Raw genomic sequence first — 23,257 nt, 5'->3', positions numbered from 1 at the left:
GATATGACAGAGATAAATTTCGTCAAGATCAAACAGCCCACGGCAGCCGCCGTTTGCAGCCTGGTCGAGCTGGATGAGGAAGCCAGGCAATTATTGCGGGATGATACCGCGCCCGCGCAATACCTTCAGCAACTGATAGAAAAAGAGCTTTATCCCGATGCGGTACGCTTTCTGGCCGTTGCCTTGCCCAAGCGGGAGGCTATCTGGTGGGCCTGTTCGTGCGCGCGCCTCACTTTGGGCGAATCACCGTCTCCGGTTGACGTTAAAGCCATTGAGGCGGCGGAAGCCTGGGTCTATAAGCCGACGGAAGAAAATCGGCAATTGACCAGACCGACGGCCGAAGCCACCCAATTCAAGACGCCGGCCGGCTGGGCGGCCATAGCCGCATTCTGGAGCGGCGGCAATATTTCTCCGGCGGAAGGGGCGGTCGTTCCGCCCGCCGAGGAGTTAACCGGCAAGGCGGTCATCGGGGCGGTCATGCTGGCGGCCGTGCGGAGCGGCGCGGACAGGATCAAAGCCAACTATCGGCTGTTTCTGAAAAAAGGCCTTCATATCGCCAACGGCGGCGATGGCAGAGCCGTCCAATAATTTTCACTGATAAGTAAAACCGGAGCAAATCAATGGGACAACCGGCCGCAAGAATCTCTGATATGCATGTCTGTCCGATGGTCAATCCCGGACCTGTGCCTCATGTGGGCGGGCCTATAGCCATGGGTGCGCCGACCGTATTAATTGGCGGAATGCCGGCTGCCAGAGTCGGCGACATGGCTGTGTGCGTAGGGCCGCCTGATTCCATCATTAAAGGCTCCGCCACGGTCATGATTGGTGGCATGCCGGCGGCCAGGATGGGCGATTCAACCGCGCACGGCGGCACTATTGTGATTGGTAATCCCACAGTACTGATTGGCGGCTGAAAAATAGCCGCGGATATTTGGCCGGCTGCCCCTCAGCGTATTTTCATAACCGGATATTGTGTAATCCAGCTTGCGGTTTGTTCTTGCCGCTGAAGCGGTTGCGGCATTCAAATAACACTTTCCCTACGGCCGTAAGCTAGCCAACTGACTGGCCGGCCGATTGCGCCCGGCGCTCAAAACCAACGCTGAACTAATAAAAAAGCCCTGTGTCCCATTTTAGTCAGTCAGCCACGAGGAATGACGGTCGTTTTTAGTATTCCAATAATGCCGAACAAGTACGACCTGATTTCCGTGGAATTAACCTTCGGAGTGGTTTTAACTCCTGCTTACGTTGATTCAGTGCCTTCCGGTATTTTCGTTTTCGTTGAAGCGGAAGGAGCTATTTATCCAGTATTAAGAATTTGGCTAAAAATGACTTCCTGAAATCAGAATCTTGCAGCCTATGTTTAAACAGGGAAATTATTTACGGCCAAATCCTGAGGAGAGATTTCATGTCGAAAAATAAACTGTTTATATCATTCCTGGCCTCTTTACTGACGATTACCTATTCCTTGAACTCTAGTGCACAGTCCGGGGTAGAGCAACAAGAGGAGTCTTTTAGCGAACCGCCTCAAGAGTTAACCGGCAGAGTCGGCGACGTGCCTGTTTATTCCCATATCTATGGCGCCGAATTCATGACTGAGCAGGAACGGTGTGACTATTTGCTGACACTGGACGGAATGAAAACGAAGGAAGAAAGGGATGCGTTTCGGGCTAAACATCAGGAAAAAATAGATATGCTTCGCAAAGAGAAGGGGGGGTAAATGGCAAACTGCTGTATCCGTTAGCATGGGCTGCCGGAGATATTCATAATGCCCGCCGGACGCATAGGCGGCGGGCGGGCTGGTCACTGGCGAGAACGGCTCGGTACGCAATTTAATTGCCGCTTCTGACCGGTTTGGCCAATCCCACGAGTATGTAGTTATACAATTCACGCGCTTGCTGATCGGTTAATCGGGAGGTTGTAAAAGCCGGCATTGGGCCTTTCGAACCATCAGGAAGCCGCGGATTCCTGACAAATTCAATAAAAGTCTCATAGCTTTCCAGTTGAGGCGCCGAGCGTAGCGGCAGATTCGGATAGAAAATATTGCCGCCGTTGGCGTGGCACCCCGAGCAGTGATTGATAAAAATTCTCCGTCCCGGCAGCAGTTCATCGCTTACAGTCGGAAGTCTGCCTTCATACACCAACTGGCCGCCGAAATAGCCAAGGCTAATGCCATTAACAAGGCAGAGCGTGAACAACAGAACCATGGAAAATGGGCGAACAGTCGATCTTCGCCCCGCGATCAGTGTGATGGATAACAGGATAAGCAATAAAATTGCCAGGCCGATCTTCATTCTTATCGGGTTTATCCAGGCGCCGGAATAATAATATTGCCAGTCGATGATGCCGGCCGCCACGGTAGGGAAAAGTAACACAAACGCCACTATGACAGCGTAATAGGCGGATAACAGCAGAACGTGTCTGCGCAGGATCCAGCCGGCCAGGCCCAAGCAAAAAGCCACGATCAGTGCACCGATGGGGCCATGGGTAAAGGGCGGATGGAGCGGATGCGTGTAGCCTATTTTCGCAAGCAGATCATAAAGCGTATCAATCATGGCATTTTTTCTTTAAAGATCAGATGTCCATATAGTGTAAAGTTGCCAGCTTTCCAAATGGAATTCAAAAGCCATGCTTGTGCGGTATCAGTGATTTTAAACTACACTTCAGATGCCGGGTATCTGATATTTATACTGATACTTGATCCGTTATCCGGGAAAAAATTCATGCCTGTGGCATTAGATTTGAATCATTTATCCACCTTACTGAATTGTTTATATTTCTATGAGCGGTATGGTGAATAATTGCCGAAAATGTCGCTGCATGGCATTGTAAATAATCGAAATTTGCCGTGCAAACACTATATACTGATACGCCCGACAAAATTGACGGAAGCTAATTGACTAAGGTAAAAATGTTCTGCCAGCATTTGATTAATATGCCGATGGCGTGATTATGGAAATGGCTGGTCACCATCTATGGCATAGATATCTGATACGGAAAATGATCAAAGGAAACCAGCTCCCCAAATACTTTAGTCTTGTTGCGCAATCCGAAAGTAGGGAACCTTGCTTATCCAGTGCCGCGCTGACGCTGATCTTTGCCGCGGTTGTCGTGACCATGCCGGCCGCTAAACTATTCGATCAGCCGGCTTCCTATATTCCTTTGCACACAATTCTGGAATTCATCTCGATTGCTATTTCAGTCATGGTGTTCAGCCTTTGCTGGAATATTCGCAAAGAACCCATGGCAGGGAAACTGCCTGCTATCGGCGGCGTGTTTTTATCGGTTGCCGTCATCGACATGTTGCACACTTTGTCTTATGAAGGAATGCCGCCTCTCGTAACACCCGCTTCGGTTGAAAAAGCCATCGGTTTTTGGCTATATGCGCGCATTATATCCATCCTCGGTTTATTGGTGTTTGCTTTTTCCCGGCAGCAGGTGAGCGCCGGGTATGCGGAAAAATCCTTATTGCTCAATCTGTTGGTTTCGGCCGGTATAGCCTATATTGGTTTATATCATCAAGATCTTATGCCCCGCACCTTTGTTCCGAATGCAGGGTTGACCGCTTTTAAAATTCGGATGGAATATGGGCTAGCCTTTTTATATCTGGTAGCGGCCTGGAAATTCTGGCAGCGATCAAAAGAAGATACCCAGGCTTCATTCGGATGGCTTGCAGCGGCTTGCTGGGTGCTGGCTCTTAGCGGCATTTTTTTTACTTTGTATCAGAACGCCAGCGATTTGATGAATGTGATGGGGCATATTTATAAATCCATAGGCTATCTGATCGTTTACCGTGCGATTTTCGTTGTCGGTGTTCACTATCCTTATAAAAAATTTGCCGCCACACTTGCCAGCCAACATGAACGAGAACTTTTTTATAAAACGCTGGCCAGCGTAAATCCGGTCGGCATTTTTCGTAGCGACAAGGAAGGCAATTATATTTATGCTAATGCGAACTGGAGCAAGATCGCCGGCTTGCCTGTCAATCAGGCGCTTGATAGCGGCTGGAAGCAAGGCATTTATCCGGCTGACCGATTGAGGGTTGAGCAACAGTGGAATACAGCGGTTTCGCAGGCGCGCCCGTTTTCGCTGGAATACCGGTTTAAAAAACCGAATGGAGAAATAGCCTGGGTTTATGGCCAGACGGCGGCTATCAAAAATGAGACGGACGAGATACTGGGTTATGTAGGGACCATTACCGATATAACCCGGCGTAAGGCGACGGAGGAAGAAATCCACCGATTGGCTTATTATGATTCACTCACTCAGCTGCCGAACAGAAGCATGATGATCGATCGTATCAGTCAATCATTGGCATCGCGGCAGCGCAATAAAATTTATGGCGCCATCCTGTTTATCGATCTCGATAATTTCAAGCAGATAAACGCCACCCGAGGCCACACCGTCGGCGACCGATTATTGATCGAGGTCGGCAACCGTCTGCGCTCCTGCGTTCGTGCATCGGATTCAGTGGCACGGCTTGGCGGCGACGAGTTTGTGGTGTTGCTCGAGGATCTGGGCCAAAATCACGAACAAGCCGCCATGAAAGCCGGAAAAACCGCGGAAAGAATACTTGAGGCGCTTAACAGTCCGTACCAACTGGCCGAACAGGAATATATCGGTTCCTCCTGTATTGGTATTTCACTGTTTATTGATGGTAATGAGACACCGGAAGATCTGCTTCGCCGATCGGATACGGCTATGTATAGGGCTAAAAGCAATGGCCGCAATATCCTGTGTTTTTTCGAACCCGCCATGCAAAAGGCATTGGAAGAGCATGCCACGCTTGAATCCTGGATGCGTACCGCCCTGCGGGAACACGAGTTCAGACTTTATTATCAGGTTCAGGTGGATCATAACCGGCAGCCCATCGGCGCGGAAGCGCTGATTCGCTGGAAGCATCCGATACAAGGCTTTATTTACACGCCCGACTTTATTAATGTTGCCGAGGAATCCGAGCTTATCGTGGCTATCGGGCAATGGGTGCTGGAAACCGGGTGCGCGCAGATCAAGGCTTGGGAAAGCAATCCCGCGATGCGCTCGCTTTCCCTGTCCATCAATGTCAGCGCTCGACAATTCGGGCGGCCGGATTTTGTTGAAACCATCAAGGCCGTTATCGCCCGCTCAGCGATTGCTTCCGAAAAGCTCAAATTAGAGATGACGGAAGGCCTGTTGATTCATGACGTGGACGATACGGTTGCCAAGATGACTCAGCTTAAATCGATTGGCGTACAGTTCTCGATGGATGATTTCGGGACCGGTCATTCCTCATTGAACTATCTGAAGCGCCTGCCGCTCAGTCAGTTGAAAATAGACCAGTCGTTTGTGCGAGATATTACTGTCGATGCCAACGATGCGGCTATCGTGAAGACGATTATCCGCATGGGGCAGACGCTGCAAATGAATGTTATTGCGGAAGGCGTTGAGACCGAAGAACAGTTGCGGTTTTTAAAGGAAAACGGCTGCACGGTATTCCAGGGGTATCTATTCGGTAAGCCACTGCCGCTTGAAGAGTTTGAGCGGCTTATAGCATCATGTAATGAGCGGAGGCTGGTCGACAGAAAGTCAAATGCGCCTGGCTAAGTAATGCATTCTTGTAACTTTTTTACAGGCTTAGAGTTACTTCATTTCGTCAGGCAATAAAAAACCCGCTAAATCTTACGACTTAGCGGGTTTATGATTCTTTGCACTGCTCAGAACCTGAATTTGGTACCGAGGGTCGGAATCGAACCGACACTGAGTCACCCCAATTGGATTTTGAATCCAACGCGTCTACCAGTTTCGCCACCCCGGCAAAGAGCGCATATTATATTTACACTTTCCCAATCATGTCCAGTTTATTTTTTTAAAGTATATTCGTCAGCTTAAAACTGATAACATCGCGCGCCATGAAGAAAAGCGACTTTAACTACCATTTACCCGATCATCTGATCGCCCAGAAGCCCTTGCCGGATCGCAGCGCCAGCCGTCTGTTATGCATAGACAGGGATACGGGCCGGATAGACGACAGGCAATTTACCGATTTTATCGATTTGATCGATGAGCGCGATCTGCTGGTTTTTAACGACACCAAGGTTATCCCGGCTCGGCTGTTTGGCAGGAAGCAGACCGGCGGCAAAGTCGAGATTCTCATCGAGCGCATTCTCGATGCCCATAACGCCATTGCCCATGTCCGCGCCAGCAAAGCACCGAAAGCCGGCGCGGTGATCGAATTGGATCACGGTTATTGCTGCATTGTGCTGGGCCGGGAAAACGATTTGTTTCAACTGGAGTTTGCCGATGCGAATTTGTTCGCATTATTGGAGCAAATCGGCCATATGCCGTTGCCGCCTTATATCACGCGCGCCGATGACGAATCCGATCTGACCCGTTATCAGACGGTTTTCGCCCGAGAGGCGGGGGCGGTTGCGGCGCCGACGGCCGGCCTGCATTTTGATCAGGCGATGATGGACAGGATCAACGCCAAAGGCGTGCGGACGGCTTTTGTGACCTTGCATGTCGGTAGCGGTACGTTTCAGCCGGTCAGGGTCGAGGACTTGTCCGAGCATTTGATGCACAAAGAGTTTTTCTCCGTGGCATCAGGTACTGTCGAAGCGGTGCGCCAGGCCCGGGAGCGAGGCGGTCGGGTCATTGCCGTCGGCACGACGGCGGTCAGGGCGCTGGAATCGGCTTCTAAAAGCGGCTGTCTTGAACCCGGTTTTGGCGATACCGACCTGTTTATTACCCCGGGGTATCAATTCAGGTCCGTCGATGCGATGCTGACCAATTTTCATCTGCCGGAATCGACCTTGTTGATGCTGGTGTCCGCTTTTGCCGGGTATGAGTCTGTTATGAATGCTTATCGGCATGCCATCGATCAGTCTTACCGATTTTTCAGTTATGGGGATGCGATGTTCTTGGGGACATTAAGGAACACGCATTAAATAATCTTCCTCAAGTGGACAGATGACACTCTTATGCAGGTCGAATTCATTCGCACCTGCGGATTTATTTTGTGATTATTACTAAGTAATTGTTATATAATGCGTTTTATATTAACTGCTCATTAAATAATGGCTAACGATCCCGACTTGATTTTCTCACCCGCTGTTCCGCAAAAAGATAATCCATCCATGGTCTGGTCCGGTTTGGCCGGTTGCGGCGACGCGCTGGCCCTGGCTTCCGCCATTAAAAATGAAAACCGCCTGTTCGTTGTCGTCACGCCGGATAATCAGACAGCCTTGCGTCTGGAGCATGAGCTAGCGTTTTTTTTACAGGATGAACATCCCATTCTGCATTTTCCCGATTGGGAGACGCTGCCTTACGATGTGTTTTCGCCGTTGCCGGAAATTATCTCGGAACGGCTGAAAACCCTGGCGCTGTTGCCGCAGGTCAAACGCGGCGCGCTGATCGTATCGGTAACCACTTTAATGCACCGGCTGGCGCCGCGCGAGCATGTCCTGGCGCACAGTTTCGTCGTCAAGGTCGGCGATACTTTCAATCTGGAACTGAACAGAATCAAGCTCGAAAGTGTCGGTTATCAATGCGTGCCGCAGGTTTATCAGCATGCCGAGTTTGCCGTGCGCGGATCGATAGTCGATTTGTTCCCGATGGGCAGTAAGGTGCCGTTCCGGATCGAATTATTTGACGAGGATATTGAATCGATCCGCACCTTTGATCCTGAAACCCAGCGATCACTGGACAAAATAGATCAGATCGAACTGTTCCCAGCGCGCGAGTTTCCGTTGACCGATGAGTCGATCAAACATTTCCGGCAGGCTTTCAGGGATTATTTCCCCCAGGCTTCGCCTAAAAATCACTTGTACCTCGATGTCAGCAAAGGCATTACGCCGGGCGGCATCGAATATTATCTGCCGTTGTTTGTCGAACAGACTGCCACATTGTTCGATTACCTGCCTGGCTCGGCGACTGTCGTCGTGCCCGCCGCTTTTGCTGATTTGTCGCAGGCTTTTTTTGCCGAAGCCGAAGAGCGTTTTCAGCAACGAAAATACGATGTCGAGCGGCCGTTGCTGGCGCCTGAGCTATTGTTTTTATCGGCCCGGGAACTGGCGCAAAGAACGGCGGCGTTTGCCCGCATTACCATTGAAGGCCAAGGGGCGGTTATTGAAGGCAGCCGCATCGATTTCGACTGCCATGCGCTGCCGGATCTGACGATAGATGCGAAACTGAAAGAGCCGGCACAGGCTCTCCTGCGGTTTGTGCGCGAGTTTGCCGGCAGGATACTGTTTGTGGCCGAATCGGCCGGTCGCCGCGAAGGCTTGATCGAAAAGCTGCGGCAATACGGTATCAAGGTCAGGCAGGTGGACAGCTGGCGGGGCTTCCTGGGCAGCGAGACATCGCCATGCATTGTGGTTGCGCCCATGGATCAGGGCTTGCGGCTGGAGAGGCCGCCCATAGCCGTGATTACCGAAAGCTTGTTGTCCGGCGAAAAAGCACAACAGCGACGCCGGCGGCGCAAATCGGCGGCCCGCGAGCTGGAAAATATCGTCAATAACCTGAACGAATTGACGATAGGTTCGCCAGTCGTGCATCAGGAACATGGCGTCGGCCGCTATCTGGGCCTGCAGACCTTGCAGATCGGCGGCATAACGGCCGAATTTCTGACTCTGGAATACGCCAATAACGACAAGTTGTATGTGCCGGTGTCGTCACTGAACGTGATCGGCCGTTATACGGGCATGAGTCCGGAAAACGCGCCATTGCACAAGTTGGGCGGCGATCAATGGAGTAAAGCCAAGAAAAAGGCTATCGAGCGCATCCGCGATGTCGCGGCCGAACTGCTGGAAATTCATGCCAAGCGGGCGATCAAGCAGGGCCATGCGTTCGATGTCGACAATGCCGAATATCAGGCTTTTGCCGATGCTTTCCCGTTTGAAGAAACGCCGGACCAGCAAACCGCCATCGAAGCCATCCTGGACGATATGGCCAGCCCGCAGCCCATGGACCGTGTTATTTGCGGCGATGTCGGTTTCGGTAAGACCGAAGTCTCGATGCGCGCGGCGTTTATCGCCGTGCAAAGCGGCAAACAGGTGGCGGTGCTGGTGCCGACGACCCTGCTGGCGCAGCAGCATTATCAGAATTTCCGCGACCGTTTCGCCGATTGGCCGGTACGCGTGGAAGTCATGTCGCGGTTTGTGACGCCCAAGCAGCAGAAAGAGATCGCGGAGGCTCTGGAGCAGGGCCAGGTCGACATCGTGATCGGCACGCATAAACTGCTATCGAACGAGATCAAATACAAGGCGCTGGGCCTGGTCGTAATCGACGAGGAACACCGTTTCGGCGTGCGTCAGAAAGAGCATTTCAAGAAATTGCGCAACGAACTGGACATGCTGACACTGACCGCGACGCCGATTCCGCGTACCTTGAATATGGCCATGTCCGGTTTGCGCGATATTTCCATTATCGCCAGTCCGCCGCCGAACCGGCATGCCATCAAGACTTTTATCAGCGAATGGATGGATTCGCAGATCAGGGAGGCTTGTCTGCGCGAGATCAAGCGCGGCGGTCAGGTTTTCTTTCTGCATAACGACGTCAAGTCGATGGAGAAAATGGCACTGGAACTCGGCAGGCTGGTGCCGGAAGCGCGCATTGAAACCGCACACGGCCAAATGCCTGAGCGCGAGCTGGAGCGCATCATGCTGGATTTTTATCATCAACGTTTCAATCTCCTGGTGTGCAGCACGATTATCGAAAGCGGCATCGACATTCCCAGCGCCAATACCATGATTATCAACAGGGCCGACAAACTGGGCCTGGCGCAGCTGCACCAGTTGCGCGGCCGCGTAGGGCGTTCTCATCATCGCGCTTATGCCTATTTGATCGTGCCGCCTAAAACCCTGCTGAGCAAGGATGCCGTGAAACGGTTGGAAGCGGTTGAGGCATCGGGCGATTTAGGCGCCGGTTTCATGCTGTCTTCACACGATCTGGAAATTCGCGGCGCCGGCGAATTGCTCGGGGACGATCAAAGCGGTCAAATTCAGGAAATCGGCTTTACGCTGTATACCGAGCTGCTGGAACGCGCGGTCAATGCGCTGAAATCGGGCAAACAGCCGGAACTCGAGGCGCCAATGGATGTGGGGCCGGAAGTCGATCTGCAGACGCCGGCGTTGATACCGGAGGATTATCTGCCCGATATTCATGCCCGGCTGGTGTTGTATAAGCGCATAGCCAGTGCCGAGACGCAGGATGATCTGCGTGAACTGCAGGTGGAAATGATAGACCGGTTCGGTCTTTTGCCGGAACCGGTAAAAACCCTTTTCAGCGTTACCGGGTTAAAACAGCAGGCCGAAAAACTGGGCATCAGGAAGATCGAGGCCAGCGCCGCCGGCGGTCGTCTTGTTTTCGGTGCTGAGCCGGCTATCAATACCGACCAGCTGATCACCTTGATACAAACCGAGGCCCAGATTTACAAGTTCGACGGCGCGGATAAATTAAGGTTTGTGAAAGCGTTCGCCACAACCCAAGAGAAGCTGGAATTTATCGCGGCGCTACTGCAACGGTTGACGATCGGGTAAAGTTTGGGCGATAGTCGGTTATCCTGACTGGTATTATTCACGTCGTTTTCAACGGTCAGGCTAAGATTAGCGCTCATATCAATTTAATGGTCAAACAGGATGAAAAAAATATTGCTGCTGTTGGGTTTTCTCTTCGTCGCCGGCGTAGGCACGGCCGATGCAGCTTTCAGGTGCGGGAACAGGCTTGTCCAGATCGGCGATCATGAAATGGAGGTTCTGCAAAAATGCGGCGAGCCCGAATTCAAGGATGAACGAATAGGGTATACCGGGGAACGCTTGCGGCATCCTCGCGGCGCACTCGAAATTGAAGAATATGAACAAATTATCATACATGAGTGGATTTACAATTTCGGGCCGAGACGGCTTAAGCAGCGCTTGTTGTTTGAAAACGGCATATTAAAAGAAATAAATGATCTTGAGCGTGGTTACTGAAAATAAATGATCGTCCCCGTTGTCAATTTGTCGAAAATAGCCATCGCCCTGTCATGCTGTCTGCAGTTATCAGCCTGTGCCGAGGTTAAAGAGGCCGGCAGAACCATAGGTCATACCACGCGCAATGTCACCACGGAAATTGGCCACGGCACGCGCGATGCCGCCAGGTCGATCGGCAGAGGCACCCGAAGAGTGGTCGAATCGGTGACCGCGGACGGAGAATAAAGACTAAATGGATGTTACGCTTCTTTATCGACTGACTGGATGTAAGCCGCCGATAGGTTTACTATCTTCGACTGGTTGAAACATTGACGGGGTAAGCTGAACAAATGCCGCGATTGCAAGTTGGAAAGATAAGGAACCTAATGGCTTGTGCTTTGGCGATGCTGTTGATTTTATTCAGCGGCCGGGTTTTGTCGGAAGGCAATGACTATCGGATTGAGCTGATGATTTTTTCGCAAAATATGCCCAACACCGAGGTGTTTGAGCAAACCGAGAGTCAAATTCAATGGCCGGCCGGTCTGACTGATCTGTCAGCTTATAACAAAGCCGATACGTTGGCGCTTGCCGATGCTTATGCGGCTTTATCAAAAGATCCGGCTTATCGAGCGATTATGCACGTTGCCTGGCTTCAGACCGTTGCAGAGGGGGCGCTGAGCCGGCCTGTCCATATTCAGAATCCGGAGGGAACATTGAACGGTTTTGTGCGCATCCAGCGCGGTCAGACGCTGCAGTTGATTGTCGATCTGGAATATGCGCAGAGGCAGGATTTTAACGAGGCGCTTGTTTACCGGTTAAATGAAAGCCGGCGCATTAAATTCAATGAGGTTCATTATTTCGATCATCCCAAATTCGGCGTTGTTGCAAAGGTAAGTCCGCTATAGACCATGCAGGAGACGACCGAAGCCATTCTACAGCAAGCCGTTCGGCATGCCGTTGACACCAAGACACCCGTGAACATCACCGGCGGCAACAGCAAGGCTTTTCTCGGCAGGGAATTGGACGGGGTTCCGCTAAGCACCTGTGCGCATCAAGGCATCCTCAATTACCATCCCTCGGAACTGATCATTACGGCTCGCGCCGGCACGCTATTATCGGCTATGGAACAAACCCTGGCTGAACATGGCCAGATGCTGGCATTTGAACCGCCGTATTTTGCCGACACGGCAACATTGGGTGGTACGATCGCGTGCGGGCTGTCCGGTCCAAGACGCCCGTTTACCGGGTCTGCGCGGGATTTTGTCCTGGGTTGCAAACTCATTAACGGCAAGGCGGAAATCGTATCGTTCGGCGGCGAGGTCATAAAAAATGTGGCCGGTTACGATGTGGCGCGCCTGATGGCCGGCGCCATGGGCACGCTGGGAGTGCTGTTGGAAGTGTCTTTGAAAGTGTTGCCATTGCCCATACTTGAATTGACGAGCTGTTTCGAACTGGAGCCATCCGATGCGATCAGTAAAATGGCGGCGCTGGCTTCGCGATCGCTGCCGGTTTCGGGCTTAAGTTACGACGGCCGTATCTTGTATGTCAGATTATCCGGCTCGGAAAAAGCCGTCAAAGTCTCCGCCGATAAAATAGGCGGCGATGCGGCAATAGCCGACCGCTCGTTTTGGCGGCAGTTAAATGAGCAGCATCTGGATTTCTTTCAAGAGGACATGAATTTATGGCGTATCGTCGTGCCTCCCGCCACAGCGCAGCTGGATTTGGCCGGCACTTGGTTTTACGACTGGTGCGGCGGTTTGCGCTGGTTGAAATCGGACGAACCAGCGCAACGTATTTTTGCGGCGGCGGAAAAGGCACAGGGGCATGCGGATTTATTCAAAGGCAAGGACCGCCGCGGCGATGTCTTTCAGCCATTGACCGGCACGTTGCAACAGCTCAACCGGAATATAAAGCGGGCGTTCGATCCAGCCGGCATCTTCAACCCGAACAGACTGTACCGGGACTGGTAAATGCAGACTAATCTGGCCGAATTCGTTAAGAGCAAGCCCGAGCACGAGGAATTGGAGAGTATCCTGCGAGCCTGCGTGCATTGCGGGTTCTGCAATGCGACATGCCCGACCTATCAAGTGTTAGGCGACGAGCTTGACGGCCCGCGCGGACGCATTTATTTATTGAAACAGCTACTGGAAGGCGGGCCTGCCACGCGCGTCACGCAGCAGCGTCTGGATCGTTGCCTGAGCTGTCGAGCCTGTGAGACGACCTGTCCTTCGGGGGTTCGTTACGGACGCCTGCTCGATCTGGGGCGGGTCATGCTGGATGAACGGGTGGGGCGCGCAGTCGGGCAAAAAATGCTGAGGGGATTGATCAAAACGGTTTTGCCTTATCAGAACCGCTTTGCCGCCTTGCTGCAGGGCGCCCGGTTGGTCAAGCCGGTTTTACCGCAAGCGTTAAAAAATAAAATCCCGGCTAGCGCCAAGGCGGTTATCTGGCCTGAACCGGTCCATGACCGGAAAATGCTGATATTGCCGGGCTGTGTGCAGCAGGCGCTGGCGCCGTCGATCGATGCGGCAACGGCCAGGGTTTTGGATAAACTGGGCATTTCGTTAATTCCGGTCAAGGCGGGCGGTTGTTGCGGCGCCCTGGATTATCACTTGTCCGATCATGAAAAAGCGTTGGCGTTTGCGCGCGGAAACATCGATGCCTGCTGGCCTTATATTGAGCAGGGCGCCGAAGCCGTTGTCATGACGGCAAGCGGTTGCGGCGTCATGATGAAAGACTATGGCGAGTTATTGAGGCATGATTGCAACTATGCTGAAAAAGCTGCTCGATTCTCGGCGCTGGCCAAGGATGTCAGTATCGTGTTAGTGTCGGAAGACCTGTCCGTGTTTAGGGGGGATGGCCGAAAGGTTGCTTTTCAGTCGCCATGCACGCTACAGCATGGGCTGAAAATAACCGGGGTTGTGGAAGTGATACTCGAACAAGTCGGCTACCAGCTGACGGCGGTTGCCGATGCGCATCTTTGCTGCGGCTCGGCGGGTGTTTATTCGATACTGGAGCCGGCCTTGTCCCGGCAGTTAGTGAACAACAAGTTACAGGCGCTACAGGCGAATGAGCCCGATGTTATTGCAACAGCCAATATAGGCTGTTTAAATCATCTGCAATCGGCCAGTTCCAAAAAGGTCTTGCATTGGATTGAATTGTTGCTTTGCGAAACAGTCTTAGAAAATAATTGAAGCGAGCGTGGTAATTGGCTATGGTACGAACTGTTTGTTTGCAGGTTATTCAGGTTATAATGGCAGCTTTTCGTTAAGCTCTTGTTAATATTCAAGGGCTTTTTTATTATTATCAGGCGCGTAAGTCGCTGTTTCATCGCAATAAAGCCAGGTCGGTTCCGGGCTTTTTATTTACGGGTGATTGACTAATACACTATATGACACAAAAACTTTATATTCAGACCAATGGTTGTCAAATGAATGAGTATGATTCCGATAAAATGCGGGATGTACTCAAAGCTTCACATGGTCTTGAACTGATTGATGATCCGAAACAGGCCGATGTCCTGTTGCTCAATACCTGTTCAATACGCGAAAAAGCGCAGGAAAAAGTCTTCTCGGCATTAGGCAAATGGCGCAAAATCAAAGATCAGCGTCCCGATGTCATCATTGGCGTCGGCGGTTGCGTGGCCAGCCAGGAAGGGGCGGCGATCCAGAAACGCGCGCCTTATGTCGACATCGTGTTCGGTCCGCAAACCTTGCATCGCTTGCCGCAATTGCTCGATCAGGCCCGCACGAAACAGGAACGTGTGGTCGATGTGTCATTCCCCGAAATCGAAAAGTTCGATGCCCTGCCGGAACCCCGGGCCGAAGGCCCGAAAGCGTTTGTTTCGGTCATGGAAGGCTGCAGCAAGTATTGTACGTTCTGCGTCGTTCCTTATACGCGCGGAGAAGAAATCAGCCGGCCGCTGGATGATGTGATCGCAGAGGTCACCGCGTTGGCGGCGCAGGGCGTGCGTGAAATCAATCTGCTAGGGCAGAATGTCAATGCCTATCGCGGCGAGATGGACGATGGCGATATCGCCGATTTCGCCTTGTTGCTGCATTATGTCGCGGCCGTGGATGGCATAGACCGCATTCGGTTTACCACGTCCCATCCGGTTGAATTCACCGACAGCCTGATTGAAGCGTTTGGTGAAATCCCGCAGCTCGTTGACCATTTGCATCTGCCGGTGCAAAGCGGCAGCGATCACATTTTGAAACTGATGAAGCGTGGCCATGCGCGCGCCGACTATATTGAAAAAATTCGCAAATTGCGCGAAGTAAGACCGAATATTTATCTGTCTTCGGATTTTATCGTCGGTTTTCCAGGCGAATCCGATGCTGAATTTGAAGAAACCATGTCGCTTATCGAAGAAATCGGTTTCGACCTGTCTTACAGTTTTATTTACAGTCAACGCCCCGGGACACCTGCGGCCGATATGCCCGATGATGTGCCCGAGGAAGTCAAAAAACAGCGTCTTGACCGTCTCCAGCAACGAATCAACGAGATGGCGGCCGCGATTTCAGAAAGCATGGTCAATACCGTTCAGACTGTTTTGGTCGAAGGCCAATCCAAAAAGAACCCGCTGCAGATGCAGGGCAGAACCGAAAACAACCGTGTCGTCAATTTCATAGCGCACCCAAGACTGACCGGACAGTTTGTCGACGTATTGATCACCGAAGCGTTAGCTAATTCTTTGCGAGGTCGTATTGTGGATACTTCTGTCGACAAAATTATTCAACACAATTGATCGTTGACTGATATGACAACTCAGGAAATTACCCTGTTGCCTGCCGATAATGTCAGGCTTTCCAATTTTTGTGGTCAGTTCGACTCTCATCTGCGGCAAATAGAAGCCCGCCTTCAGGTTGAAATCGCCAATCGCGGTAACCATTTTAAAGTCACCGGTCCGGACAGTTCGGTAAAAGCCGCTTGCGCGGTCATGCTGAAGCTATTCGAAAGCACCGAAAAAGAACCGCTGACCTCGGAATTGATTCATCTGGCCATGCAGGATGCTTCGGTCGAACAGATTTTGGCCGCACCTGAAGATCAGGATAAGCCCATTGTCCTGATCAAGACCAAGCGCGGCATTCTGAAAGGGCGCGGTGCCAATCAGCAGGAATATCTGCGCAAAATCATGTCGCATGACATCAATTTCGGCGTGGGTCCGGCCGGAACCGGCAAGACCTATCTGGCTGTGGCTTGCGCGGTCGAAGCGCTGCAAACAGAAAAGGTCAGAAAAATCATTCTGGTGCGTCCAGCGGTGGAAGCCGGCGAGAAACTTGGTTTCCTGCCCGGCGATATGGCGCAAAAGGTCGATCCGTATTTGCGGCCTCTTTATGATGCCTTGTACGAAATGCTCGGCTTTGAACGCGTCGAAAAATTGATCGATCGCGGCATTATCGAAGTGGCGCCGCTGGCGTTTATGCGCGGCCGGACGCTCAACGATGCCTTCATTATTCTGGATGAGGCGCAGAACACGACGACCGAACAGATCAAGATGTTTCTGACGCGTGTCGGTTTCGGCTCAACCGCTGTGGTAACGGGCGATGTGACTCAGATAGATTTGCCGTCGGAAAAAATGTCCGGCTTAAGGCATGTGCTTGAGGTATTGAAAGATGTCGAAGGCATCAGTTTTACTTTTTTCAATGCGCGCGATGTAGTCCGGCATCCTCTGGTGCAACGCATTGTTTCCGCTTATGAAGCGTACGACAAGAAAAACAAGGCTAATTAATGAGCCAAATTGAGATTCAGCGCGTTTTTGAATCGGAAGGACAACCGGATCAGGCGCAAATTCAGACATGGATCGATGCGGCGCTTGAGGATGTCGATCAAGATTTCGAAATTGTCGTTCGCATTGTCGATGAAACGGAAAGTGCCCAACTCAATGAACAATATCGGCATAAAAAAGGCCCGACCAATATTCTCAGCTTTCCTTTCGAGGTGCCTGACGGCTTTGAATTGAATTTATTGGGCGATCTGGTGATCTGCGCGCCGGTAGTCGCCAGGGAAGCGGATGAGCAGGGCAAGATGCCGGGTCACCATTGGGCGCATATTATTGTACATGGCGTATTGCACTTATTGGGCTATGATCATATCGACGATGATGAAGCCGAACAGATGGAAAGCAAAGAGATGGAAATTCTGAAGAAACTGGATATAAATAATCCTTATACAGAGGTAATAGAAGCATGAGCGATGAACACCCCCCAAGTAGAAACTCCCCGCAGAAAAGTTGGGTCGATAAAATCAGCCATCTGCTGACCGGGGAGCCGCAAGATTTGGATGACCTTCTTGAAATATTGAGAGAAGCTAGGGAAAAACGATTACTGGATACCGATGCCCTGTCCATGATTGAAGGGGTTCTACAAGTATCCGAAATGCGGGTCAGGGATATTATGATTCCGCGTATTCAAATGGTGGTAGTGCCGCGTGACGCAGAGCTCGACACCATCTTTCCGCTGGTTTTGGAATCGGCGCATTCACGTTTTCCGGTTATTGAAGATGATCGCAGTAAAGTTGTCGGTATTTTGCTGGCAAAGGATCTGTTGGCGCACGCCTTGCAAAATAAGCATCTAAAAGTTGAAGAAATCATGCGTCCGGTCAATTTTGTTCCGGAAAGCAAACGCTTGAATGTTTTGCTGAAAGAATTCCGCACCAACCGCGATCACATGGCGATTGTGATCGATGAGTATGGATTGGCGGCCGGTTTGGTCACCATTGAGGACGTGTTAGAACAAATTGTCGGTGAAATCGAGGATGAATACGATGAGCAGGAAGATGAAGGCTATATCTCCCAGCGCAGTGAAAATGAATTCATGGTCAAAGCCTTAACGCCGATAGAAGAATTCGATGACTATTTTTCCACGCATTTGGAAACGGACGAGTACGATACCGTTGGCGGATTTATTGTCAGCCAGATGGAGCACATGCCCAAAAAAGGCGAAAGCCTGGTTGTCGATAATTTACGTTTCGAAATAATCAGGGCTGATAATCGGCGTTTGCACCTGATTAAGTTAAAAAAAACGACTAATGGAGGAGGATAGCAGGTGTGAGCAAACAAACGGTATTGGTCACCGGCGGAGCCGGTTATATTGGCAGTCATGCGTGTGTTGAACTGCTGGAGGCTGAATATCAGGTTGTCGTTGTCGATAATCTGTCTAACAGCAAACCGGAGTCTTTGCGCCGGGTGGAGCGGATAACCGGCAAATCGCTACAGTTTTATGAGGCGGATATTCGCGACAAGCAGGCGCTGGCAGCGATTTTCAATCGGGAGTCCATCACTGCCGTTATGCATTTCGCCGGATTAAAGGCGGTGGGCGAATCGTGTGCACAGCCGTTAAATTACTATCATAACAATGTATATGGCACACTGGTGCTGGCTGAAGCCATGTCCGAGGCCAATGTCAAGCAACTGGTATTCAGCTCTTCCGCTACCGTTTACGGGGAATTCGCATCTGTCCAGTATGCCGAGGATTTTCCTTTAGGCGCGATCAATCCCTATGGGCGGTCCAAATACATGATAGAGGAGATTTTGCGCGACCTGTCGGCGGCCGATAGTGTCATTGGGGCGCAATCTCCCTGGAAAATCGCCTTGTTGCGCTATTTTAATCCGATCGGTGCGCACGAAAGCGGCTTGATCGGCGAAGACCCCAATGGCATTCCCAATAACCTGATGCCTTATGTTTCGCAGGTGGCCATCGGCAAACTGAAGCAATTATCCGTATTCGGCGATGACTATCCGACTCATGACGGCACCGGTGTCAGGGATTATATTCATGTGGTCGATCTGGTCAAAGGCCATCTCAAGGCATTGGACGTGCTGCAGAGTGAAAAATTCGAGTTGGGCGGATGCAAAGCCTATAATCTCGGTACAGGCAGAGGTTATAGCGTGCTTGAAATCATAAAAACCTTCGAAGCGGTTACCGGGCGAAAAGTCGATTACAAAATTGCTCCGCGCCGGGCGGGGGATCTTGCCGAATGCTTTGCCAATCCTGAGTTGGCATATAAGGAACTTGGCTGGAAGGCAGAGAAAAACCTTGATGATATGATTGCGGATACCTGGAACTGGCAGTGCCAAAATCCGCAAGGGTATGTTTAAGAGTAACTTTCGGATAAGGTCGAAACCCTGTTAAAGTTGATCATTATTCCTTGCTGGTTTTAGACCTCGGCCTTCAGGCTGAAAGGAGCGCCCGCAACAAGCGAAGCGAAGTTGTTTTCTTGGGCGCGGATTGGGAAGGGGATGCAGCCCCTCTTCCCAATCATTGGCGTCATCCCGCAGGGATGTTTCCTTATTGCTTGGCATTATAAAGCAGGGTCTTGCATGATTATTCTATAAGGAAATTAATTGCATGCTTAATAAGCGGTTTTTAAAGTAACGAGGCAATTCCTTATAATTATTTGCTAGTCGTTTTCTTGGCTGTTTTCACGCTTTTCTTTGTTTTGATCACGGATTTGATTCTGCTAGTGCTTTTTGCTTTAGCCGTTCTCCGGGGGGTGCGGATCTTCTTTGCTTTAGCCGTTCCCCGGATTTTGCGGGCCTTCTTTGCTTTGCTTGCTTGCTTGGTTTTATTTAATCTTTTGATCTGTCTGGCTTTGCTCTTGTTAATGCCATCGCCCTGCGCCAGTCGAGTTGAAGTAGCCGGATGACTGCCGCAGCCTAGCTGATAAGGCGGGGTTCCGACAGATCTGATTTGTATGGAATTAATGTTTTTTGATGAGGGAGGGGCAGGTTCTTTGGCGAACCCGGCATCCATTAACTGAGTCATGAGTTGATAGCGTTCCTTGCTGGTCATTCCGCCTAATACCACTCCGATCAATCGGTGACCATTCTTATGAGCCGAAGCCATCAAGTTATAGCCCGACCCGCAGGTGAATCCTGTCTTCATGCCTTCCGCGCCAGGGTAGTTTTTTACGAAAGCATTGATGCTGCGTAAAGTGGTTCCTTTGTAATCAAAATTTTTAGCCGAGAAAAACTCATAATACCGGGGAAAGTCACGTTGGATTCGCCAGGCCAAAACCGCGAGATCTCGTGAAGTGGTGACTTGCATGTCATTGGGAAGTCCGGTCGCATTCATGAATCGGGTGCTGCGCATTCCCAATGCGTGCGCCTTGGCTGTCATCATCGCTCCAAAGTTTTCTTCAGTGCCTCCCAATTCTTCTCCAAGAACAACAGCCACATCATTGGCGGAGCGCGTGATGACCGCCAAAACAGCCTCTTTGACGGTTAATTTTTCTCCCTGCCTCAAGCCCAGCTTGCTATTCGGTTGCTGAGCAGCGTGCCTGGAGGCAGTCAATTTATCATCCAGACTGATTTGACCTTTTTTTAACGCGTCAAAGGTCATGTAAAGCGTCATGGTTTTAGTGAGGGAGGCTGGAAACCAGAGATGATTTGCCTCCACCTCGTGCAATATGCGGCCGTTATCGGCATCTATTACGATGGCGGCGTATCTTCCGTAACTGATTTCAGATACGAAAAATAACAAAACAGGCAGCAAAATAAGTCGAATGAATTTCACGTTTAGTAATAGGAAGTTGGTTTATTAAAAATTTGATTGATAGCTAAAGCACGGTTACGAGCTAATTTTGCATTTGTTAAACCTAACGAATAGTACAAGTGAAATTTAAACGCGCATTATACCAATTGAATTAGTGATACGCTGCCGGAATCGATATGAAACCTGTCCGGTTAAGTACTGCCACTATCCGCGGAGTTGTGAAAAATAAGTTATAAACCATTTGACATTTTTGTATTTTTTTATCATTGGCAGTCTGGTTGCGACAGGCTGATCTACATACAAACTAATGTTCAATTTTAATTGAACATTAGTCTTAAGCATAATCAGTGCTATTGCTAATAACAACTTAATCATTCCGCGTGGAATTTTTTATCTAAAAAATTAACGCGTCATTAAATTCATCATTAAGAATCGCGTGAAATCTTGCCGATTACGAGAAACAATGAATCCTTAATAACTGGGTTAATCAGGGATGGTTTCTTATTCTGTTTATCATACTTTGTCAAAGGGCAAGGAATTCGCATCATGCCGGTTGCCGGATATGAGTAACATTGAGCGTATGGGCAATGGCAATTAAAAAATTATTCCGAATACTGGCAAAATACAAAACAACCAATATTTAATAATTATTATATTAGAGGATAATAATAAAGATGATATATTGGGTTTAGGCTGAATTACAAAGCTACTTTGATGCTCATCATGAATATGGATATGTCGGACAACTCTATTGCCTGTTGGTTAATTTATTATTTCAATAAATAAAATAATATTTATATTCAATAGGATAGCTTGGCTATAGATGAGTGTGTTGCTAATCTTATAACTTATATAAATTAAACTAAATCAGTACAATAAACCCAGCCTAATTTATCGAGAGCATAGAATTGGTTGATGATTCCGGTCTCTCTTAGCAATTGCAATATCATGAATTCTCAATCAAAAATTACTCACCTTGATGCGCTGGCGTTCGATAATCGTTTTATACGGGAGTTGCCCGGCGATCCGGAAACCTTGAATAATCGACGTCAGGTAATCGGCGCCTGTTATTCTCGTGTGTTGCCGGCCAAAGTTGCGAACCCCAAAATGGTTGCCTATTCCAGAGAGGTTGCGGAGCAACTGGATCTGGCCCCGGAAACCTGCGAATCCGACCATTTTACTGAAGTATTCACAGGCAATCGGTTATCGGCTGGCATGGAGCCTTATGCAGCCTGTTACGGAGGGCATCAGTTTGGTAATTGGGCAGGGCAGTTGGGCGATGGGCGCGCTATCAATCTGGGCGAGGTGCTGAATCGACAGGGTCAGCGCTGGGTTTTGCAGCTTAAAGGCGCCGGCCCTACGCCTTACTCGCGTACAGCGGACGGTTTGGCGGTATTGCGCTCATCAGTGCGCGAGTTTCTGTGCAGCGAGGCCATGCATCACTTGGGCGTGCCGACCACGCGGGCGTTGAGCTTGACACTCACTGGAGAAAGCGTGATCCGGGATATGTTCTACAACGGCAATCCCAAGGCTGAGCCGGGGGCTGTCGTATGCCGGGTTGCGCCTTCCTTCACACGTTTCGGCAGCTTCCAGATTTTCGCGGCACGCGGCGATATCCCTTTGCTCAAGAAGTTGACCGACTATACGATTCAAACTGACTTTCCACACCTAGGCGAGCCTTCTCCGGCTGTCTATCAGGCCTGGTTTGAAGAAGTTTGCCGCAGAACGGCCGAAATGATTGTGCATTGGCAGCGCGTGGGATTTGTCCATGGCGTTATGAATACCGACAACATGTCGATCCTCGGACTCACCATCGACTACGGGCCTTACGGTTGGCTGGAGAATTACGATCCTGACTGGACACCCAATACGACCGATGCCTCAATGCGTCGCTATCGTTTTGGTAATCAGCCCCAGATTGCTTTCTGGAATCTGGGGCAACTGGCCAATGCCATTTATCCGATGATTGAACAAGTCGAGCCGTTGCAGCAGGCGATGAATGTATATGCTGAAAGCTTCGAGCAAGGTTGGCAGGATATGATGGCCAAGAAGCTGGGCTTGAGTGCATTTGACGATGAGTTAAGTACGGAATTACTGGCGATTTTACCGCTGGTGGAAACGGATATGACTATTTTCTACCGCAAACTCGCCGAGCTGGAGCTTGATAACAAGCCGCTGGACGATATGGATGAGGCACTGATCATGCCACTGATGGAAGCTTATTATGTGCCGGAGCAATTGACCGTTGACTATAAAAAACGCATGGGCGATTGGTTAAGAAATTACATGCGGCGACTGCGAGAGGAGGGTATATCCGATCAGGCCAGAAGGGTGCGCATGAATGCGGTCAATCCTAAATACGTGCTGAGAAATTATATGGCTCAACTGGCCATCGACAAGGCGGAATCCGGCGATTACTCAATGATTGATGAGTTATTGGAACTGTTGCGCCGTCCCTACGACGAGCAGACCGATAAGGAGGCGTTCGCTGTGAAACGTCCCGAGTGGGCACGGCAAAGAGCCGGTTGTTCGATGTTGTCGTGCAGTTCTTGAGCAAATATGCAGGTAATAATCGTTGGTTGTGTTTGATATTCATAATTTTTAAGAGGTTGCGACAAATATATAAAAATAATATTAACTTTGAAAAAGTAGAGCGATTCAAGTAGGGGTACAGGTATTTCGTTGTGCTTAGAGGAATAGGGTTGCTTATGATTCTATGGCATGACACAGGTCGAAAAGCGCATCGGTATGCGCTTGTCTCAGTTGAGAAAACATCGCTTTTATGATGTAATGCCGCTGTTTTACGTCTTAATACGCCGCTTGTTTTGCCGTGCTTAAAAT

19 protein-coding genes and 1 tRNA gene are annotated in these 23,257 nt (G+C 50.2%); 17 read left to right on the top strand and 3 right to left on the bottom strand.

Features of this window, described 5'->3' with window-relative positions:
- Positions 1-3: 3 nt before the first annotated feature.
- The 3 genes from METMA_RS0100730 to METMA_RS0100720 all read left to right on the top strand — a co-directional run bounded on the left by METMA_RS0100730 (position 4) and on the right by METMA_RS0100720 (position 1,717).
- Positions 4-588, top strand: a complete 585-nt coding sequence (locus tag METMA_RS0100730) for a DUF6931 family protein (protein ID WP_020157134.1) — start codon at positions 4-6, stop codon at positions 586-588.
- Between the two features lie 32 nt (positions 589-620).
- Complete coding sequence (locus tag METMA_RS0100725; protein WP_027146923.1) at positions 621-914, top strand: PAAR domain-containing protein; 294 nt, start codon at positions 621-623, stop codon at positions 912-914.
- 491 nt (positions 915-1,405) lie between these two features.
- Positions 1,406-1,717 (top strand): hypothetical protein, encoded by a 312-nt coding sequence (locus METMA_RS0100720; RefSeq protein WP_020157132.1) that lies wholly within the window; start codon positions 1,406-1,408, stop codon positions 1,715-1,717.
- A 112-nt stretch (positions 1,718-1,829) separates the two neighbouring features.
- On the opposite strand, the gene METMA_RS23600 is transcribed toward METMA_RS0100720, so the two are convergent.
- Entirely contained in the window at positions 1,830-2,552 is a 723-nt protein-coding gene (locus METMA_RS23600) for a DUF2231 domain-containing protein (RefSeq protein ID WP_020157131.1), read from the bottom strand.
- 445 nt (positions 2,553-2,997) lie between these two features.
- On the opposite strand from METMA_RS23600, the gene METMA_RS25600 reads away from it, so the two are divergent.
- Positions 2,998-5,580, top strand: coding sequence for an EAL domain-containing protein (locus METMA_RS25600; protein WP_020157130.1), 2,583 nt, complete (start codon positions 2,998-3,000; stop codon positions 5,578-5,580).
- 124 nt (positions 5,581-5,704) lie between these two features.
- On the opposite strand, the gene METMA_RS0100705 is transcribed toward METMA_RS25600, so the two are convergent.
- Positions 5,705-5,791: transfer RNA gene (locus METMA_RS0100705), tRNA-Leu, on the bottom strand.
- A gap of 94 nt (positions 5,792-5,885) precedes the next feature.
- Here METMA_RS0100705 and queA point away from each other — a divergent pair.
- The 12 genes from queA to galE all read left to right on the top strand — a co-directional run bounded on the left by queA (position 5,886) and on the right by galE (position 19,020).
- Positions 5,886-6,920 (top strand): tRNA preQ1(34) S-adenosylmethionine ribosyltransferase-isomerase QueA, encoded by a 1,035-nt coding sequence (queA, locus tag METMA_RS0100700; protein WP_020157129.1) that lies wholly within the window; start codon positions 5,886-5,888, stop codon positions 6,918-6,920.
- A gap of 129 nt (positions 6,921-7,049) precedes the next feature.
- Complete coding sequence (gene mfd / locus METMA_RS0100695) at positions 7,050-10,511, top strand: transcription-repair coupling factor (protein ID WP_020157128.1); 3,462 nt, start codon at positions 7,050-7,052, stop codon at positions 10,509-10,511.
- Positions 10,512-10,718: 207 nt separating this feature from the next.
- Complete coding sequence (locus tag METMA_RS0100690; RefSeq protein WP_232216298.1) at positions 10,719-10,943, top strand: DUF2845 domain-containing protein; 225 nt, start codon at positions 10,719-10,721, stop codon at positions 10,941-10,943.
- A gap of 6 nt (positions 10,944-10,949) precedes the next feature.
- Positions 10,950-11,168 carry a hypothetical protein gene (locus METMA_RS0100685; RefSeq protein ID WP_020157126.1) on the top strand — a complete coding sequence of 73 codons (219 nt, stop codon included), beginning with the start codon at positions 10,950-10,952 and terminating at the stop codon, positions 11,166-11,168.
- Between the two features lie 140 nt (positions 11,169-11,308).
- Positions 11,309-11,827, top strand: a complete 519-nt coding sequence (locus METMA_RS0100680) for a CsiV family protein (protein ID WP_020157125.1) — start codon at positions 11,309-11,311, stop codon at positions 11,825-11,827.
- Between the two features lie 3 nt (positions 11,828-11,830).
- Entirely contained in the window at positions 11,831-12,892 is a 1,062-nt protein-coding gene (glcE, locus tag METMA_RS0100675; RefSeq protein WP_020157124.1) for a glycolate oxidase subunit GlcE, read from the top strand.
- Positions 12,893-14,116 carry a glycolate oxidase subunit GlcF gene (glcF, locus tag METMA_RS0100670; RefSeq protein WP_020157123.1) on the top strand — a complete coding sequence of 408 codons (1,224 nt, stop codon included), beginning with the start codon at positions 12,893-12,895 and terminating at the stop codon, positions 14,114-14,116.
- A gap of 197 nt (positions 14,117-14,313) precedes the next feature.
- Positions 14,314-15,669 (top strand): tRNA (N6-isopentenyl adenosine(37)-C2)-methylthiotransferase MiaB, encoded by a 1,356-nt coding sequence (gene miaB / locus METMA_RS23590; protein ID WP_020157122.1) that lies wholly within the window; start codon positions 14,314-14,316, stop codon positions 15,667-15,669.
- Between the two features lie 12 nt (positions 15,670-15,681).
- Complete coding sequence (locus tag METMA_RS0100660; RefSeq protein WP_027146921.1) at positions 15,682-16,653, top strand: PhoH family protein; 972 nt, start codon at positions 15,682-15,684, stop codon at positions 16,651-16,653.
- Complete coding sequence (ybeY, locus tag METMA_RS0100655) at positions 16,653-17,114, top strand: rRNA maturation RNase YbeY (protein WP_020157120.1); 462 nt, start codon at positions 16,653-16,655, stop codon at positions 17,112-17,114. The genes METMA_RS0100660 and ybeY overlap by 1 nt, the downstream gene beginning before the upstream one ends.
- A complete protein-coding gene (locus METMA_RS0100650; RefSeq protein ID WP_020157119.1) occupies positions 17,111-17,965 on the top strand; it encodes an HlyC/CorC family transporter in 855 nt (284 codons plus the stop codon). The genes ybeY and METMA_RS0100650 overlap by 4 nt, the downstream gene beginning before the upstream one ends.
- A gap of 5 nt (positions 17,966-17,970) precedes the next feature.
- Positions 17,971-19,020, top strand: a complete 1,050-nt coding sequence (gene galE / locus METMA_RS0100645) for a UDP-glucose 4-epimerase GalE (RefSeq protein ID WP_020157118.1) — start codon at positions 17,971-17,973, stop codon at positions 19,018-19,020.
- 295 nt (positions 19,021-19,315) lie between these two features.
- On the opposite strand, the gene METMA_RS23585 is transcribed toward galE, so the two are convergent.
- Positions 19,316-20,437: a D-alanyl-D-alanine carboxypeptidase family protein gene (locus tag METMA_RS23585; RefSeq protein ID WP_152564965.1), complete on the bottom strand. Its 1,122-nt coding sequence runs from the start codon at positions 20,435-20,437 to the stop codon at positions 19,316-19,318.
- A gap of 927 nt (positions 20,438-21,364) precedes the next feature.
- On the opposite strand from METMA_RS23585, the gene METMA_RS0100630 reads away from it, so the two are divergent.
- Positions 21,365-22,969, top strand: a complete 1,605-nt coding sequence (locus METMA_RS0100630) for a protein adenylyltransferase SelO (protein ID WP_020157115.1) — start codon at positions 21,365-21,367, stop codon at positions 22,967-22,969.
- Positions 22,970-23,257: the final 288 nt, after the last annotated feature.

It is taken from the genome of Methylobacter marinus A45 (genome assembly GCF_000383855.1).
GTDB classification, from domain to species: Bacteria; Pseudomonadota; Gammaproteobacteria; order Methylococcales; family Methylomonadaceae; genus Methylobacter; species Methylobacter marinus.
The sequence above is the reverse complement of the archived record's forward strand: the minus strand, read 5'-3'. Positions and strand labels throughout refer to the sequence as shown.

Excerpts from the sequence above, each read along its gene's own strand:
- METMA_RS25600 (WP_020157130.1), top strand. The coding sequence starts at position 2,998 with ATGATCAAAGGAAACCAGCTCCCCAAATACTTTAGTCTTGTTGCGCAA.
- glcF (WP_020157123.1), top strand. The coding sequence starts at position 12,893 with ATGCAGACTAATCTGGCCGAATTCGTTAAGAGCAAGCCCGAGCACGAG.
- ybeY (WP_020157120.1), top strand. The coding sequence starts at position 16,653 with ATGAGCCAAATTGAGATTCAGCGCGTTTTTGAATCGGAAGGACAACCG.
- METMA_RS0100725 (WP_027146923.1), top strand. The coding sequence starts at position 621 with ATGGGACAACCGGCCGCAAGAATCTCTGATATGCATGTCTGTCCGATG.
- METMA_RS0100720 (WP_020157132.1), top strand. The coding sequence starts at position 1,406 with ATGTCGAAAAATAAACTGTTTATATCATTCCTGGCCTCTTTACTGACG.
- METMA_RS0100680 (WP_020157125.1), top strand. The coding sequence starts at position 11,309 with ATGGCTTGTGCTTTGGCGATGCTGTTGATTTTATTCAGCGGCCGGGTT.
- METMA_RS0100650 (WP_020157119.1), top strand. The coding sequence starts at position 17,111 with ATGAGCGATGAACACCCCCCAAGTAGAAACTCCCCGCAGAAAAGTTGG.
- glcE (WP_020157124.1), top strand. The coding sequence starts at position 11,831 with ATGCAGGAGACGACCGAAGCCATTCTACAGCAAGCCGTTCGGCATGCC.
- METMA_RS0100660 (WP_027146921.1), top strand. The coding sequence starts at position 15,682 with ATGACAACTCAGGAAATTACCCTGTTGCCTGCCGATAATGTCAGGCTT.
- miaB (WP_020157122.1), top strand. The coding sequence starts at position 14,314 with ATGACACAAAAACTTTATATTCAGACCAATGGTTGTCAAATGAATGAG.
- METMA_RS0100685 (WP_020157126.1), top strand. The coding sequence starts at position 10,950 with ATGATCGTCCCCGTTGTCAATTTGTCGAAAATAGCCATCGCCCTGTCA.
- METMA_RS0100690 (WP_232216298.1), top strand. The coding sequence starts at position 10,719 with ATGGAGGTTCTGCAAAAATGCGGCGAGCCCGAATTCAAGGATGAACGA.
- METMA_RS0100630 (WP_020157115.1), top strand. The coding sequence starts at position 21,365 with ATGAATTCTCAATCAAAAATTACTCACCTTGATGCGCTGGCGTTCGAT.
- queA (WP_020157129.1), top strand. The coding sequence starts at position 5,886 with ATGAAGAAAAGCGACTTTAACTACCATTTACCCGATCATCTGATCGCC.
- mfd (WP_020157128.1), top strand. The coding sequence starts at position 7,050 with ATGGCTAACGATCCCGACTTGATTTTCTCACCCGCTGTTCCGCAAAAA.
- METMA_RS23600 (WP_020157131.1), bottom strand. The coding sequence starts at position 2,552 with ATGATTGATACGCTTTATGATCTGCTTGCGAAAATAGGCTACACGCAT.
- METMA_RS0100730 (WP_020157134.1), top strand. The coding sequence starts at position 4 with ATGACAGAGATAAATTTCGTCAAGATCAAACAGCCCACGGCAGCCGCC.